Source organism: Methylorubrum sp. POS3 (assembly GCF_043352485.1).
In the GTDB taxonomy this organism is placed as follows: domain Bacteria; phylum Pseudomonadota; class Alphaproteobacteria; order Rhizobiales; family Beijerinckiaceae; genus Methylobacterium; species Methylobacterium suomiense.
In genome coordinates this window covers 221,960-236,452 of the sequence record NZ_JAPRBT010000001.1, presented here as the reverse complement: position 1 = coordinate 236,452, position 14,493 = coordinate 221,960, and the positions used below count along the sequence as shown (strand labels likewise).

Genomic DNA, 14,493 nt, shown 5'->3' with positions numbered 1-14,493 from the left:
GCGACACCGCCGCAGCCGGTTCGTTGCAAATGTCGGTGGCCACCCTCCGGGCCGATCCTCTACACCGCCCTCTCCAGCGAACCGATCGGACATTCCGGGGAGCCGCGATGCAGGCCTACACCACCCTCTCGGCCACCTTCGCCCGCCTGGGCGCGCTCGACGATGCCGGCGGCATCCTCGGTTGGGATACCCAGACGCAGATGCCCGACGGCGCCGCCGACACCCGCGGCGAGCAGATGGCGGTGCTCAAGGTCATCGCCCACGAGATTCTCACCGATCCGCGCACGTCCGAGCGGCTCGATGCGGCGGAGGCGGAGGCGGCAAGCCTCGGCCCCTGGGAGCGGGCGAACCTGCGCGAGATGCGCCGCGCCCATGTCCATGCGTCGGCGGTGCCGGGCGATCTCGTTGCCGCCGCATCGAAGGCCGCGACCCGCTGTGAGATGGTCTGGCGCGAGGCGCGCGCCGATTCCGACTTCACGCGGCTGCGCCCCCATCTCGCGGAGGTGCTGCGTCTTCAGCGGCTCGTCGGCGAAGCCAAGGGGGCCGTGCTCGGCCTGTCTCCCTACGACGCCCTGCTCGACGGCTACGATCCGGGCATGCGTCAGGCCCGCATCGATCCGCTGTTCTCGGAGCTGCGCGCGGTCCTGCCCGATCTCGTCGGGGCGGTGCGCGAGCGGCAGGCCACTGAGGCGCCGCCGCTGCCCCTGCCCGGCCCTTTCCCCGTCACGATCCAGCGGGAGCTGGGCCTTACGCTGATGCGGGCGGCCGGTTTCGACTTCAGCCGCGGGCGGCTCGACGTCAGCCTGCACCCGTTCTGCGGCGGCGCGACGGACGACGTGCGCATCACCACCCGCTACGACGAGGGGGCCGTGACCGGCGCCTTGATGGGCGTGCTGCACGAGACCGGCCACGCTCTCTACGAACAGGGCCGCCCGGCGGCGTGGCGACACCAGCCGGTCGGGCTTGCCCGCGGCATGAGCCTGCACGAGAGCCAGTCTCTGCTGATCGAGATGCAGGCCTGCCGTGACCGGGAATTCTGCGCCTACCTCGCGCCCGTCTTGCGCGAGGCTTTCAACGGCGAGGGGGCGGCCTGGACGGCGGACAACCTGCACCGGCTCGCCACGCGGGTCGAGCCCGGCTTCATCCGGGTCGATGCCGACGAGGTGACCTACCCGGCCCATGTCCTGCTGCGCTACCGCCTCGAAACCGCGATGATCGCCGGCGACCTTGCGGTGGCTGACCTGCCCGGTGCCTTCGATGCCGGGATGAAGGATCTCCTCGGCCTGACCGTGCCGAGCGACCGGCTCGGCTGCCTGCAGGACATTCACTGGCCGGGCGGCAGCTTCGGCTATTTCCCGACCTACACTCTGGGGGCGCTGGCCGCCGCCCAACTTTTTGCCGCCGCCTGCGCCGCTGTGCCGGACATCCGGCCGGGCCTTGCCCGCGGGGATTTCGCGCCGCTGCTCGGCTGGCTGCGTGAGAACGTTCACGCCCGCGCCAGCCTGCTCGAAACCGACGATCTCCTGGTCGCCGCCACCGGCCGACCGCTCGGCACGGCGGACTTTCTGGCGCATCTGCGGCGGCGCTATCTCGGCGACGCTTGAGGTCGGGGACCGGGCAACCCAATCAGGCGGATCCTCCTATCCCAGTTGGGGCGGGGATCTCGGCGGCACGGAGATCACGACCGATCGAGCGCACCGCGTCTCCCCATGCCGTGCCCGGCATCGCTTGGCGGGTTCGGCGGTTGTCCCGCCGGAGGCATTCATGCTCGATCCCGAGGTCTATCACCGACTCCTGACCGACGCCGAAGCGACGAGTGCGCCGCTTCACGCCGCCATCGCGCGCATCGGCCCGATCGCCATCGCGCCGCCGATCCATGCGAGCGTGGCCGAGCGGCTCTTCGTCGAGATCGTCAACCAGCAGCTCTCGACCAAGGCCGCCTTCGCGATCTGGTCGCGGATCGAAGTCGCCGCGCAGGCCGAGGGGGCGACGCCCCGTGACCTTTTCGTGCCAGGTTACGAGGCTGTGCTGCGGACCTGCGGCGTCTCGGCCAACAAGGTGCGGGCCCTCCACGCCGTCCGCGAGGCCGAGGCGCGGGGATGCCTCGGGGCCGATCTCGGAACTCTGCCGCATGCGGAGCGCTCCGCCGTGTTGTGCGGCATTCGCGGCGTCGGACCCTGGACCGCCGACATGGTCGGCATCTTCCACTTCCTCGATCCCGACATTTGGCCGGTCGGCGATGTGGCGGCGGTGGGGGCTCTGCGCCATCTCACGGGGCGGGACGACACGATGGCCATCGCCGCACGCTTCGCACCCTACCGCTCGATTCTCGCCCGCTATCTCTGGCGCAGCCGCGACGCGGCGCCCGCCACTGGGGTGGCGGCCTGAGGCAGGTCAGGCCCCGTCGAAGAAGGGGCGAAAATTCTCGAGCCAACCGCGCAGCCAGACTTCGAAACCGTGTTGCGCGCCCTCGGCGTCCTGTGCGTGACCCCAGGCTTCCTCCGCGAGCGGGCTCCACCAAGTCCACAGGCGATTCGAGCCGTCGAACTCGACGATGCCGACCTCAATGGCACCGGCTTGGCCGGTGAAGCGTCGCAGCGGCACCCCGGCGGAGCGGGTCTGTGTCCACGTGATTCGAGCGGAGGGCATATCAGGACAATGCGGCAGACCCCTTCTCGTTCGCTTTGCCGTATCGGCAGGGGATCCGTGTCCCGAATATGCTTGACCTTTGCGAACGACTCCGGCATCGGCGCGTTATCCGTGCAGTGCGCCGTGCGCCCGCTCTACGGTTCCATAGGAACGACCGAACCCCATGCCCGACGACAGTAGTCGATCGACCACGCCGCCTCTGGCCATCCGCGTGATCCGCGCCTGATCGTTCCGATCGGCTCGCCCGCGACCGGCCTTTGGCGGCTGGTCCGACCGGAGGTGAGCCATGACTGACTCCACCGTAACCACCCGGCGTGCCCGCTCCCGCGCGGCCCGCCCGAAGCGCAGCCGCCCGGCCGGTTTGGTCGTGGCGCTGATGATGGCGCTCGTCTTCGTGCCGGTTCTGGCCCTTCACGTCGTGGCCCTGACCGGGGCGACGCGGGAGGCCGACCGCCCGGCCGAACTCGCGACTGCAACCCAGAAGCCCCCGTCCGCCAAGAAGGTCCCTGGCTAAGGGCGCGCGATCCGGCGAAGCGGGGACCGCTTTGCCGGATCGCGGCTCGTAAAGCCATGGAGAGCCGTTGGACTGATACCGTCGGCTCGGTGCGGCTCTCGGTCGATGCAGGGCGGCCCACCACAGGGACGGGGCGCCGCGCCGCATCGTCGGGGGCCGATTCGGGTGAATTCCGCCCTCGCGACCCAGCCCCGCCCGACTTTAGGATTGCGCGCGCCGCCAGAGCGCCTTAACGGGGCCGCCCTCCCGGCAGACGAGAAGCGATCCCGTTCCTATGGCGGCCTGTGGCCTCGATTTTGGCACGTCCAACACCACCCTCGGCATCGGTTCCGGCGGCGTCCCGTCCCTGGTCCCGTTGGAGGGCGCGCATCGCACCCTCCCGAGCGCCATCTTCTTCGCCCCCGGCCGCGACGCCGAGATCGGTCGTGCCGCCATCGAGGCTTACGTCGAGGGCACGCCCGGTCGGCTGATGCGGGCACTCAAATCCGTGCTCGGCTCCGCCCTCGTCGAGGAATCGACGCCGGTCGGACGCGAGCGCATCCGTTTCCGCGACGTCATTGCCCGCTACCTCACTGCGGTGAAGGCGCGGGCCGAGGCCGAGACCGGTCTGAGCCTGGACGCGGTGGTGCATGGTCGCCCGGTCCACTTCGTCGACGACGATCCGGCCGCCGACCGCAAGGCCGAGGACACGTTGCGACAGATCGCCGAGAGTATCGGCTTCCGTCATGTCCGCTTCCAGTTCGAACCCATCGCCGCCGCCCTCGATTACGAGCGCACGGTGACGGGCGAGGAAATCGCGCTCATCGCCGATATCGGCGGCGGCACCTCGGACTTTTCCATCGTCCGCCTCTCGCCCGAGCGGCACCGCCGCGAGGACCGTGCCGACGACATCCTCGCCAATGACGGCGTGCGCATCGGCGGTACCGATTTCGATCGGACCCTGAGCCTCGGCGCGGTGATGCCGCTTCTGGGGCTCGGCAGCCCGATGAAGCGGGGCGATCTGGCCGTGCCGAACGCCTATTTCCACGACCTCGCGACGTGGTCGAGCATCAACCGGCTCTACAACGCCAAGACCTTGCGGGAGATCGACGAGGTGGTGCGCGATGCCGCCCGGCCCGATCTCGTCACGCGCCTGCGCCGGGTGGTCGAGGCCGAGCGCGGGCATTCGTTGGCCATGGCGGTGGAGGGGGCCAAGATCGCGACCTCGGATTCCGGACAGGGCCAAGTCGATCTCGGCTGGGTCGAGCCGGACCTGTCGGCCGGCGTCGATCGTCCGCGCCTGGCCGCCCATACCGAGGATCTCGCCCGGCGCATGGCGCAGCGGATCGGCCGCTGCCTCGACCAGGCCGGGCTCACGGCCGACCGGATCGATGCCCTGTTCCTGACCGGCGGTTCGACCGGGTTGCCGCATGTCCGCGCCGCGCTCACCGCGTCCGTGCCAGGTGCGCGGGTGGTGGATGGCGACACCTTCGGCTCGGTCGGTCTCGGGCTCACCCTGGAGGCGGCTCGCCTCGCATGAGGATGCGGGTCGGAACCGCCATGGCCTTTCAGGAGCTTCCCCTCGGAGGTTCGGCCCGCGTCGGGTGATCCGAGGACAGCTCGATGAACGCCCTTCCCTTCGCGCCGCGCCGCCGCGGAACCGCCCTTCTCACCGTTCTGCTGGGCCTCGCCTCCGGTGCAGCCTTCGCTCAGGCCGCAAGGGACGCGGCCGATGCCCGTGGCCATCGGACCGCTGGGGCCGGGACGGCGGGCGACACCTCCGGTCGTGAGGCCGGCGCCCCCGAGGCTTCCAGTCAGGCACCGGACCGGGTCTCGGGTGACGGCCGAACCGGCTTCGGCGTGAGTGGATCGGAAGGCGCCCGAACCTCTCCCGGCGGGCCCCGGACGGGCCTGTAACCGCCCCTTCGCGTCCACGGCAACGGCGGCCCGCGCCCATCCGGCTTTGCGCCGTCATCCCAGGATGATAGCAGCGGGCCATGAAGGGACGTCCTCCACATCGCGGCTCCGGCGGCAAACGCCCCCCCGGCGGGTCCAGGCCCGGCGGCAAGCCTGCTTTCGCATCGCGGCCGGGCACCGGCCCCCGCACCTCCGCCCTCGAGGCCGCCAAGCGCGCCGCCCGCAACCGCGGCGAGGACGCGGGCGAGCGCGCGCCCTGGGGCGACGCGGACGTCACCCCTGCCCCGCGTCCGCCCCGAGCCCGCAAATCGGCTCCGGATCAGGCGGAGGCGCCGCCGCCGCGGCGCCCGGCTCCCAAGGCTGCGACCCCCACGGCCGCGGCCTCCAGGCCATCGGCCCACAAGGCGCCCTCCCCCGACCGGAGCGGAGCGCCGCCAGCCGGCCCGACCCGGCGCGAGCAGCGCGTCGCCGCCTCGGCGACGCTGGCGAGCGGCGTGCAGACGCTGACCGTCGCTCCCGACGAGGCCGGGATGCGCATCGACCGCTTTCTCAGCGTGCGTTTTCCCCAGCTTCCGTTCACCCGCGTCCAGAGCCTCGTGCGAAAGGGCGAATTGCGGGTCGATGGCAAGCGCGCCAAGGCCGCCGACCGGCTGGAGCCGGGCTCGTCGGTGCGGGTGCCGCCGCTCAAGCTCGATCCGCAGCCCGATCGCCCGCGCAGCCCCGCCAAGGCTGCCAACGATGCCGAGTTCCTGCGTTCGCTGATCCTCTACGAGGACGCGGACATGATGATCCTCAACAAGCCGTTCGGCCTCGCGGTGCAGGGCGGCTCGGGCACCGTGCGCCACGTCGATGGCCTGCTCGAAGCCCTGACCGGACCGGACGGGCAGCGCCCGCGCCTCGTCCATCGCCTCGACAAGGACACGGCGGGCTGTCTCATCGTCGCCAAGACCCGGCTCGCCGCCGCCACCCTCGCCAAGAGCTTCCGCTCGCGGGCGGCGCGCAAGATCTACTGGGCGCTGGTCGCCGGCGTGCCGCGCACCCGGCAGGGCCGGGTCTCGACCTACCTCGCCAAGGACGAGCCGACCGATGCCGATGCCCGCATGCGGGTCGCCAAGCACGGCGACGAGGGCGCGAGCCATGCGCTGACCTACTACGCCACCGTCGACCAGGCGGCGCAGAAGCTGGCTTGGCTCTCGCTGAAGCCCGTGACCGGCCGCACCCACCAGCTGCGCGCGCACGCCGCCCATATCGGCCACCCCATCGTCGGTGATCCGAAATATTTCGAGGTGGAGAACTGGGAGTTGCCCGGCGGCATCCAGAATCGCCTGCACCTGCTCGCCCGCCGGATCGTGATCCCGCATCCGCGCACCGGCCAGCCGGTCGATGTCAGCGCCCCGCTGCCACCGCACATGGCTCAGAGCTGGAATCTCCTGGGATTCGACGCCGCCCGCTACGACCCGATCGTCGAGGCGCCGGAGGCCTGAGGCACCCGCCCCGCCTTGGACGACGGCACGGAACGGCGCCGCCACGCCATCGGTCGAAGCGGCGCGCGGCATCGCGCTCGGTACACCGGGAGGGAAACGTCGCCGATGCCGCGTGGACGGTTGCGCGGCGAGATGATTGTATCGGTCGAAACGGGAGTTTGGGGAAGACGATGCTGCCTTGCCCGCCTGTGCCGCCGTCGCGGCCGCATCGAGGTCAGATACGCATGAGGCTGCCCACGCTGATGTCCATCGCGCTCGCCGCCCTGCTCTGCGGTGCGGCGGTGCCGGCCCAGGCGGCACCGCCCGAACGCAGCCCCGCCGATCGCGCGCCTGCCGAGCGAGCCGGCAGCGAGCGCAATCTCAGCGAGCGCCCATCTACGGAACGTGCGCCTGCCGCTTCGGCGCCCGCGCCCGCCGCCGCCGCGGCGGCACGGCCGGTTGAGCGGCGGCGGCGCACCTCCTACGCCGCCTGCAATCGCGAATCGCACCGCCGCAACCTTTTCGGAGGCGCCCGCCGCCGCTTCCTCATCCGGTGCCGCCTCGGTTACGAGCGGCGCCCCGGCCCCGCCGCCGGACCGGCGCGCCGGCCGTGATGGGGCGGTCGCGAACGTGGTGAAGCTCGTCGTCTTCGACGTCGATGGCACCCTCATCGATAGTCAGCACCTCATCGTCGAGGCGCAGAGGCGTGCCTTCTCGGAGCACGGCATGGTGCCGCCGCCGCGCAAGGAAGCCTTGTCGGTGGTCGGTCTGTCGCTGCCCGACGCCTTCCGACGACTCGTCGGCGAGGCCGGTCCGATCGAGACGCTGTCGCTGAGCTATCGCCGGGCCTTCCAGGCGCTTCGGGTCGATCCCGATTACGAGGAGCCGCTTTTCCCCGGCATGGGCGCCTTGATCGCCCGCCTGCGGGAGCGCGCCGACATCCGTCTCGGCATCGCCACCGGCAAGTCGCGGCGCGGGGTCGATCATCTCGTGGACCTGTACGGTTGGGAGGGGTGGTTCACCACGATCCAGACCGCCGACGATGCGCCGTCCAAGCCCGATCCGACGATGCTGCGCCAAGCCATGGCCGAGGCGGAGGCTTCGCCCGCCATGACCGTGATGATCGGCGACACCACCTTCGACATGCTGATGGCGCGGGACGCGGGCGCGGCGGCCGTGGGCGTCTCCTGGGGTTACCACGCGCCGGGTGCCCTGTTCGGCGCGGGGGCGGTCACGGTGGTCGATACGGCGGAGGCGCTCGGTGACCTCTTCTCCGGTCCCCTCGACGAGTCGGAGACCGCCCCGGTGACGGAACGTCTCGGTCTGCGCTGAGGCTCGCGCGGACGGCCGAAACACCCTATCTGCGGACCATGAGCACGACCGACGACGATGTGACCCGCGACTGGCTCGGTGAACCCGGCGACGCGTCCCCTCCCGATCCCGTGCGGGCGGCCCGCGCCAACACCGCCCCACCCCTGCCGAAGCGCTTCTACAAGGAAGCCGGCCTCGCCGCGGTGGAGGGAGGGCATCGCCTCGTCCTCGACGGGCGCGGGGCCAACACGCCGGGCCGACGCCCGCTCGCGGTGCCGAGCGAGGCGCTGGGCCGGGCGCTCGCCGCAGAATGGGCGGCGCAGGGCGAGGTGATCGACCCGCGCACGATGCCGCTGACCCGCCTCGTCAACACGGCGATCGACGGCGTTGCGGATCGTCGACCCGAGGTCGCCGCCGATCTCGGGGCCTTCGCCGCCACCGATCTGATCGCCTACCGCGCCGATTCTCCGGAGCGTCTTGTTGCCGAGCAATCGGCGGCCTGGGATCCGCTGGTCGCTTGGGCGGGCGACGTTTTGGGCGCGCGCCTGTTCCTCGCCGAGGGTGTGATGCATGTCGCGCAGCCGGAGGCATCCGTTGCGGCCCTGCGCGCGGCGGTCGAAGCGGTGGAGGATCCCTTCCGTCTCGCGGCGCTCCACACGCTGACGACGCTCACCGGCTCGCTGGTGATCGGGCTCGCCGTTCTTCGCGGGCGCCTTTCCCCCGACGCGGCCTGGGCGGCCGCACATGTGGACGAGACCTATCAGGCCAGCGTCTGGGGGCCGGACGAAGAGGCGGCGGCACGGCTGGCCCATCGCAAGGCGGAGTTCGACGCGGCGGCGACCGTGGCGGAGTTGCGCTGAAGCGCCATCGCGGGATTCTGGCGCGAGGCCGCCGCGCCGGGCGTCACGCATCGCTCCCGACCAGAGGCGATCGCTCGGCTTGGCCGCAACGCCCGGATGATCTGACCAGCGGCATCGCTCGTCGGTAGGCGGCCTCAGACCCTACCGACCGAGCCTCGGTCCTGGCGACAACCGGCGGCTGCGCCGTTCACGTCGTCGTATCGGCCCGGTATCCGCTTCCCTCGCCCACGAAACCGGCATTCGCCTCGCGCAGGCGCGCGGCGGCCTCGTCGTAGAGGAAGGGGAGGAAGGCGTAGCGGCGGCCGGCGGTGACCCGCGAGACCGCGTGGAGCAGCGCGCAGGGAAAGACCACCGCACCCCCGGGCGGGGCCTTGAAGCCGCGCTTGCCGTATTCCGGGAAACTGACCTCGCCGCCCTCGAAGGCATCGTTGAGGTTGATCGACACGGCGAAGCGCCGGTGCGCGGTGCCGCGGGTGGTGTTGTCGCGATGCGCCCGAAAATGGCCGCCATCCTCCGCCGCGTAGCAGGAGACGATGTAACGCTCCATCCGGGTCGCGTCGAAATGGAAGATCTTCCTGATCTCGCTGGCGACGCGCCGCAGGATCCGGGACTGGATCGCTCCGACGAGTTGCGGATCTTCCACCGTCACGTCGCGGCGGCGCTTGTGCGCGGGGTCGTGAACCAGTGCGGTCTTACCGTCGACCTCGCGCATGAAGCCCGATTCCTGACCGCCCTGACGCTCGTAGAGCGCGATCAGATCGCGGCACAAAGCGGGTTCGAACACGTTCGGCAGCACGAGGATCGGCGGGGGAATCTCGAACCCGGCGAAGCGGTCGGGCGGCGGCAGGCGGGCGAGTTCGGCGAACAGGGTCTCGCGGTCGCTGCCGTCCGGTGCGAACGGAATGCGGGCGATGACCCGCAGCGTCGGATCGAGGACGAGCCAGAAAGGCCGGATTTCGAGACGGGACCCGATCACCGCCTCGCGGGAGACGGCGCCGTAGAGGCGCGACACCTGCCCGTCGAAATCCAGGAAATGGCGGATGCCCGGCAGGATCTCGCGGAGGCGCCCCTCGCTGTGGTCTGCCGGATCGAGGCTGACACCGAAGAACGAGATCCGCTCGTCGTCGAACAGGGCTCGATTTCGCTCGATTGCCGCGAGCGCCGCTGCGCCCCGTGCATGACCGGCCGAGCCGTAGAAGCCCAGCACCACGTAGCGCCCCGCCACCGTGTCGAAGATGTAGCGCGGATTGCTCGGACTGGCCTGCACGAACCAGGGCGCCGGATCGCCAGGCGACAGGACGACGTAAGAGGCTGCCGGCTCGGCGGAGGCACTCATCGACATGGCCTGACGATCCTCCGCGAAACCCGACACCCCGTTCTCGGGCGACACACCCGAATACATCGCCTCCGGATGCAACGACCGAATTCATGGCATGCCGCGCCCGCACGCGCCAAGACGTGAGGATCGGGTGCGCAAGGCCCCCCAAAGCACCGTTTCCGCCGGCCGGGGCGCGTGCTAAGGGCGATCGATCAAGGCAAGGTCAAGCTCATCCGCTCATCTTGCATTCAAAAGACGATTTGGCCGCAGGGAGGCTCCTCAGGACCATGAAGGACATTCTCGAGAAGCTCGAAGAGCGTCGCGCCCAGGCCCGTCTCGGTGGCGGTGAGAAGCGGCTCGAGGCCCAGCACAAACGCGGCAAGCTGACCGCGCGCGAGCGCATCGAACTCCTGCTCGACCACGGGTCGTTCGAAGAGTTCGACATGTTCGTGCAGCACCGCTCCACCGATTTCGGCATGGAGAAGCAGAAGATCTCCGGCGACGGCGTCGTCACCGGCTGGGGCACGGTGAACGGCCGCACCGTGTTCCTCTTCTCCAAGGACTTCACGGTCTTCGGTGGCTCGCTGTCCGAGGCGCACGCCGCCAAGATCGTCAAGGTCCAGGATATGGCGCTCAAGATGCGCGCCCCGATCATCGGCATCTTCGATGCCGGCGGCGCCCGCATTCAGGAGGGCGTGGCCGCGCTGGGCGGTTACGGTGAAGTGTTCCGCCGCAACGTCGCCGCCTCGGGCGTGATCCCGCAGATCTCCGTCATCATGGGGCCGTGTGCGGGCGGCGACGTCTACTCGCCGGCCATGACCGATTTCATCTTCATGGTGCGCGACACGAGCTACATGTTCGTCACCGGACCCGACGTCGTGAAGACGGTGACCAACGAGGTCGTCACGGCGGAGGAGCTCGGCGGCGCCAAGGTCCACACCACCAAATCCTCCATCGCCGACGGCTCGTTCGAGAACGACGTCGAGGCGATCCTGCAGATCCGCCGCCTGCTCGACTTCCTGCCCGCCAACAACATCGAGGGGGTGCCGGAGATCGAGAGCTTCGACGACGTCGATCGCCTCGACAAGTCGCTCGACACCCTGATCCCGGACAACCCGAACAAGCCCTACGACATGGGCGAGCTGATCCGCCGGGTCGTCGATGAGGGCGATTTCTTCGAGATCCAGGCGGCATACGCCCGCAACATCATCACCGGCTTCGGCCGCATCGAGGGCCGCACGGTCGGCTTCGTGGCGAACCAGCCGCTGGTTCTGGCGGGCGTGCTCGACTCGGACGCCTCGCGGAAGGCCGCCCGCTTCGTGCGCTACTGCAACGCCTTCTCGATCCCGATCGTCACCTTCGTCGACGTGCCGGGCTTCCTGCCGGGCACCGCGCAGGAATATGGCGGCCTGATCAAGCACGGCGCCAAGCTGCTCTTCGCCTACAGCCAGGCGACCGTGCCGCTCGTCACCATCATCACCCGGAAGGCCTTCGGCGGCGCCTACGACGTGATGGCGTCCAAGCATGTCGGCGCCGACCTCAACTATGCGTGGCCGACGGCGCAGATCGCGGTGATGGGTGCCAAGGGCGCGGTCGAGATCATCTTCCGCGCCGAGATCGGCGATGCGGAGAAGATCGCCGAGAGGACGAAGGAATACGAGGATCGCTTCCTCTCGCCCTTCGTCGCGGCCGAGCGCGGCTATATCGACGAAGTCATCATGCCCCACTCCACCCGCAAGCGCATCGCCCGCGCCCTCGGGATGCTGCGCACCAAGGAGATGGAGCAGCCCTGGAAGAAGCACGACAACATCCCGCTCTGAGGCTGCTGTTCGATCCGCTTCCATCGTCCTGAAGCGCCCTCGAAGGGGTTCCGGTCTTCACGAAGACTTCTGGATCCCGCCTTCGAGGGCGTCTCTTCGCGTCATCGGCGCGGGATGAGGGTGTCGAGGGGGGGCGCCGTGCGCCGCTACTCCGGCACCGCCGCCACGCACAGCCGGACCGCCGCGTCGAGTTCGAGGTCGCGCGGGTCGCCGATATTCACGGTCTCTTCCAAGCAGCGGATGAAGTAATCGCGGTCGAGCCGGGGCGAGAGTGCCGAGAACGACTTGGCGAGGCGGTTGGCGAGATCGATGCGGTCCTCGCTCGAGGCACGGCGATAGGTGCTGAGCTTGTCGGTCACCGAGAGCCGCGCCTCCGCGCCACCGACCGAGCCTCCAAGGAAGCCGCAAGTCAGGAGCAGCACGCCGATCCGGTGAAGCCTCGCTCGGCCCAGGCGTGTGGCGGGGATTGCACGGCGGAGCGGCATCGGCATGTCCTGACAGCATCCGACAGCGGACGAGCCGTCAGTGTCTCCGCGCAGCCGATGCCGGGTCAATGGCAATCGGTCAGGCAAAACTGCCCGACGCATGTGGACGAACGGCGTGGAGACACTGTGCCTTCCGACACCTGATGGGATCGATTTCGATGAGAGGGGCGTGGTGGGCGCGACAGGGATCGAACCTGTGACCCTTCGCGTGTGAAGCGAATGCTCTCCCGCTGAGCTACGCACCCGTGCCCCGACATGCCGCCCGGGAAAGTCGGCATGGGCGCCGCAAACGCGACGTGAGCGCCGTATACGTCGGGTCGCGGCGCTCGTAAAGCGCCTTGTGCGACGGCGACCACGGTTGTTTCGCTCACCCGCTCATCCGCCTTGCGACACCCAACAAATCGTATTAGAGAGCCGAACCGTACGGTACAGTACGGCACCGATCCCGGATATGCCCCCGAGCGCCGCCCTCCTCGACACGCCGACGGAACAGCCCTCCCTGCGCCAGCAGGCGGTGCTGGACGCCGTGCTGTCGCTGATCGTCGAGGGTGGCGATCCGCTGACCATGGATGCGGTGGCGCGGCGCGCCAGCTGCTCCAAGGAAACGCTCTACAAGTGGTTCGGCGACCGCGACGGGATGCTGACCGCCACGGTGCGCTGGCAGGCCTCGCGGGTCCATGCGGGCCGCACTGAGATCGACAGCCTCGACGCCGCGACGCTGAGGAAGAACCTGCGCGACTTCGCCGAGAGCTGGCTCTCGGTGATCGCGAGCCCGACCTCGGTCGCGCTCAACCGGATCGCCGTGGCGCATGCGGGCTCCCACAAGAGCAATCTCGGCGCCATCGTGCTGGCGAACGGGCGCTTCGCCATCGGCGAGCGGGTCAAGCCCGTGCTGGAGGCGGGCCGCGCCGCCGGACTCCTCGCCTTCGACGACACGGAAGGCGCGTTCCGGACCTTCTTCGGTCTGGTCGGCCGCGATATCCAGATCCGACTCTTGCTCGGCGACGCGCTCTCCCTCGACGCCGCCGGGATCCGAAGCGACGCGGCGAACGCCGTCGAGCAGTTCCTGGCCCTTTACGGCCGGGCAAAACCCTGACCCTCAAACCACGAAGAAGAGAGGACACCGCCATGCGCGTCTATTACGATCGCGATGCCGACCTGAACCTGATCAAGGGCAAGAACGTCGTCATCGTCGGCTACGGCTCTCAGGGCCACGCCCACGCGCTCAACCTGCGTGATTCCGGCGTCAAGAACGTCGTCATCGCCCTGCGCGAGGGTTCGGCCACCGCCAAGAAGGCCGAGGCCGAGGGCTTCAAGGTCATGAACGTCGCCGACGCCGCCAAGTGGGGCGACGTGGTGATGATGCTCACCCCCGACGAGCTGCAGGGCGACATCTACAAGGAGTCGCTGGAGCCGAATCTGAAGCAGGGCGCCGCGCTCCTGTTCGCCCACGGCCTCAACGTGCACTTCAACCTGATCGAGCCGCGCAAGGATCTCGACGTGCTCATGGTCGCCCCGAAGGGCCCCGGCCACACCGTGCGCGGCGAGTACCTCAAGGGCGGCGGCGTGCCGACCCTGATCGCCATCGCCCAGGACGCCTCGGGCAACGCTCACGATCTCGGCCTGTCCTACGCCTCGGCCAATGGCGGCGGCCGCGCCGGCATCATCGAGACGACCTTCAAGGAAGAGTGCGAAACCGACCTGTTCGGTGAGCAGGCCGTGCTGTGCGGCGGCCTCGTCGAGCTCATCAAGGCCGGCTTCGAGACCCTGGTCGAGGCGGGCTACGCCCCCGAGATGGCCTATTTCGAGTGCCTGCACGAGGTGAAGCTGATCGTCGACCTCATCTACGAGGGCGGCATCGCCAACATGAACTACTCGATCTCGAACACCGCCGAGTACGGCGAGTACGTCACCGGCCCGCGCATCGTCACGCCGGAGACCAAGGCCGAGATGAAGCGCGTCCTCAACGACATCCAGTCGGGCATCTTCACCCGCAACTGGATGCTGGAAAACAAGGTCGGCCAGACCTCGTTCAAGGCCACCCGCGCCAAGCTCGCCGCCCACCCGATCGAGGAAGTCGGCGCCAAGCTCCGCGGCATGATGCCGTGGATCTCCGAGAAGGCCCTCGTCGACAAGTCCAAGAACTGATCTCTTGCGACAGGCAGGCCGTGTTCTGC

Annotated in this window: 15 protein-coding genes and 1 tRNA gene; 12 read left to right on the top strand and 4 right to left on the bottom strand. The window is 69.5% G+C overall.

The genetic code is table 11. From position 1 onward, the window contains the following. Window positions 1–107 precede the first annotated feature (107 nt). Window positions 108–1,604: a carboxypeptidase M32 gene (locus OWC43_RS01130; protein ID WP_393955390.1), complete on the top strand. Its 1,497-nt coding sequence runs from the start codon at window positions 108–110 to the stop codon at window positions 1,602–1,604. Between the two features lie 160 nt (window positions 1,605–1,764). Beyond that, window positions 1,765–2,388 carry a DNA-3-methyladenine glycosylase family protein gene (locus tag OWC43_RS01125; protein ID WP_393955389.1) on the top strand — a complete coding sequence of 208 codons (624 nt, stop codon included), beginning with the start codon at window positions 1,765–1,767 and terminating at the stop codon, window positions 2,386–2,388. 6 nt (window positions 2,389–2,394) lie between these two features. Here the strand turns inward: OWC43_RS01125 and OWC43_RS01120 are convergent, their stop codons facing one another. Further along, entirely contained in the window at window positions 2,395–2,649 is a 255-nt protein-coding gene (locus OWC43_RS01120) for a hypothetical protein (RefSeq protein WP_393955388.1), read from the bottom strand. A 286-nt stretch (window positions 2,650–2,935) separates the two neighbouring features. Between OWC43_RS01120 and OWC43_RS01115 the strand changes: the two genes are divergently transcribed. The 7 genes from OWC43_RS01115 (at window position 2,936) to OWC43_RS01085 (ending at window position 8,693) form a co-directional block, all read left to right on the top strand. Continuing rightward, a complete protein-coding gene (locus tag OWC43_RS01115; RefSeq protein WP_137829842.1) occupies window positions 2,936–3,163 on the top strand; it encodes a hypothetical protein in 228 nt (75 codons plus the stop codon). 274 nt (window positions 3,164–3,437) lie between these two features. Next, window positions 3,438–4,682, top strand: a complete 1,245-nt coding sequence (locus OWC43_RS01110) for an Hsp70 family protein (protein ID WP_137829841.1) — start codon at window positions 3,438–3,440, stop codon at window positions 4,680–4,682. A gap of 83 nt (window positions 4,683–4,765) precedes the next feature. Beyond that, window positions 4,766–5,059 carry a hypothetical protein gene (locus OWC43_RS01105; RefSeq protein WP_393955387.1) on the top strand — a complete coding sequence of 98 codons (294 nt, stop codon included), beginning with the start codon at window positions 4,766–4,768 and terminating at the stop codon, window positions 5,057–5,059. 80 nt (window positions 5,060–5,139) lie between these two features. Further along, entirely contained in the window at window positions 5,140–6,543 is a 1,404-nt protein-coding gene (locus OWC43_RS01100; protein ID WP_393955386.1) for an RluA family pseudouridine synthase, read from the top strand. 224 nt (window positions 6,544–6,767) lie between these two features. Next, a complete protein-coding gene (locus tag OWC43_RS01095; protein ID WP_393955385.1) occupies window positions 6,768–7,136 on the top strand; it encodes a serine/threonine protein kinase in 369 nt (122 codons plus the stop codon). Window positions 7,137–7,152: 16 nt separating this feature from the next. Beyond that, a complete protein-coding gene (locus tag OWC43_RS01090) occupies window positions 7,153–7,854 on the top strand; it encodes an HAD-IA family hydrolase (RefSeq protein ID WP_137829837.1) in 702 nt (233 codons plus the stop codon). Between the two features lie 38 nt (window positions 7,855–7,892). Continuing rightward, a complete protein-coding gene (locus OWC43_RS01085; protein ID WP_137829836.1) occupies window positions 7,893–8,693 on the top strand; it encodes an ATP12 family chaperone protein in 801 nt (266 codons plus the stop codon). A gap of 187 nt (window positions 8,694–8,880) precedes the next feature. Here the strand turns inward: OWC43_RS01085 and OWC43_RS01080 are convergent, their stop codons facing one another. Next, the gene (locus OWC43_RS01080; RefSeq protein ID WP_393955384.1) at window positions 8,881–10,035 is read right to left on the bottom strand and encodes a 2OG-Fe(II) oxygenase; all 1,155 of its coding nucleotides are present in this window, start codon (window positions 10,033–10,035) and stop codon (window positions 8,881–8,883) included. Between the two features lie 263 nt (window positions 10,036–10,298). Here OWC43_RS01080 and OWC43_RS01075 point away from each other — a divergent pair, with 263 nt between their 5' ends. After that, window positions 10,299–11,831 (top strand): acyl-CoA carboxylase subunit beta, encoded by a 1,533-nt coding sequence (locus tag OWC43_RS01075; RefSeq protein ID WP_137829835.1) that lies wholly within the window; start codon window positions 10,299–10,301, stop codon window positions 11,829–11,831. 146 nt (window positions 11,832–11,977) lie between these two features. On the opposite strand, the gene OWC43_RS01070 is transcribed toward OWC43_RS01075, so the two are convergent. Further along, window positions 11,978–12,316, bottom strand: coding sequence for a hypothetical protein (locus OWC43_RS01070; protein WP_393955383.1), 339 nt, complete (start codon window positions 12,314–12,316; stop codon window positions 11,978–11,980). A gap of 170 nt (window positions 12,317–12,486) precedes the next feature. After that, window positions 12,487–12,561 (bottom strand) — tRNA-Val (locus OWC43_RS01065). 206 nt (window positions 12,562–12,767) lie between these two features. Here OWC43_RS01065 and OWC43_RS01060 point away from each other — a divergent pair. Together OWC43_RS01060 and ilvC are read left to right on the top strand one after the other, a co-directional pair. Continuing rightward, window positions 12,768–13,412 (top strand): TetR/AcrR family transcriptional regulator, encoded by a 645-nt coding sequence (locus tag OWC43_RS01060; protein ID WP_393955382.1) that lies wholly within the window; start codon window positions 12,768–12,770, stop codon window positions 13,410–13,412. Window positions 13,413–13,444: 32 nt separating this feature from the next. Further along, window positions 13,445–14,464, top strand: coding sequence for a ketol-acid reductoisomerase (ilvC, locus tag OWC43_RS01055; protein WP_137829832.1), 1,020 nt, complete (start codon window positions 13,445–13,447; stop codon window positions 14,462–14,464). The last annotated feature ends 29 nt before the right edge of the window (window positions 14,465–14,493 follow it).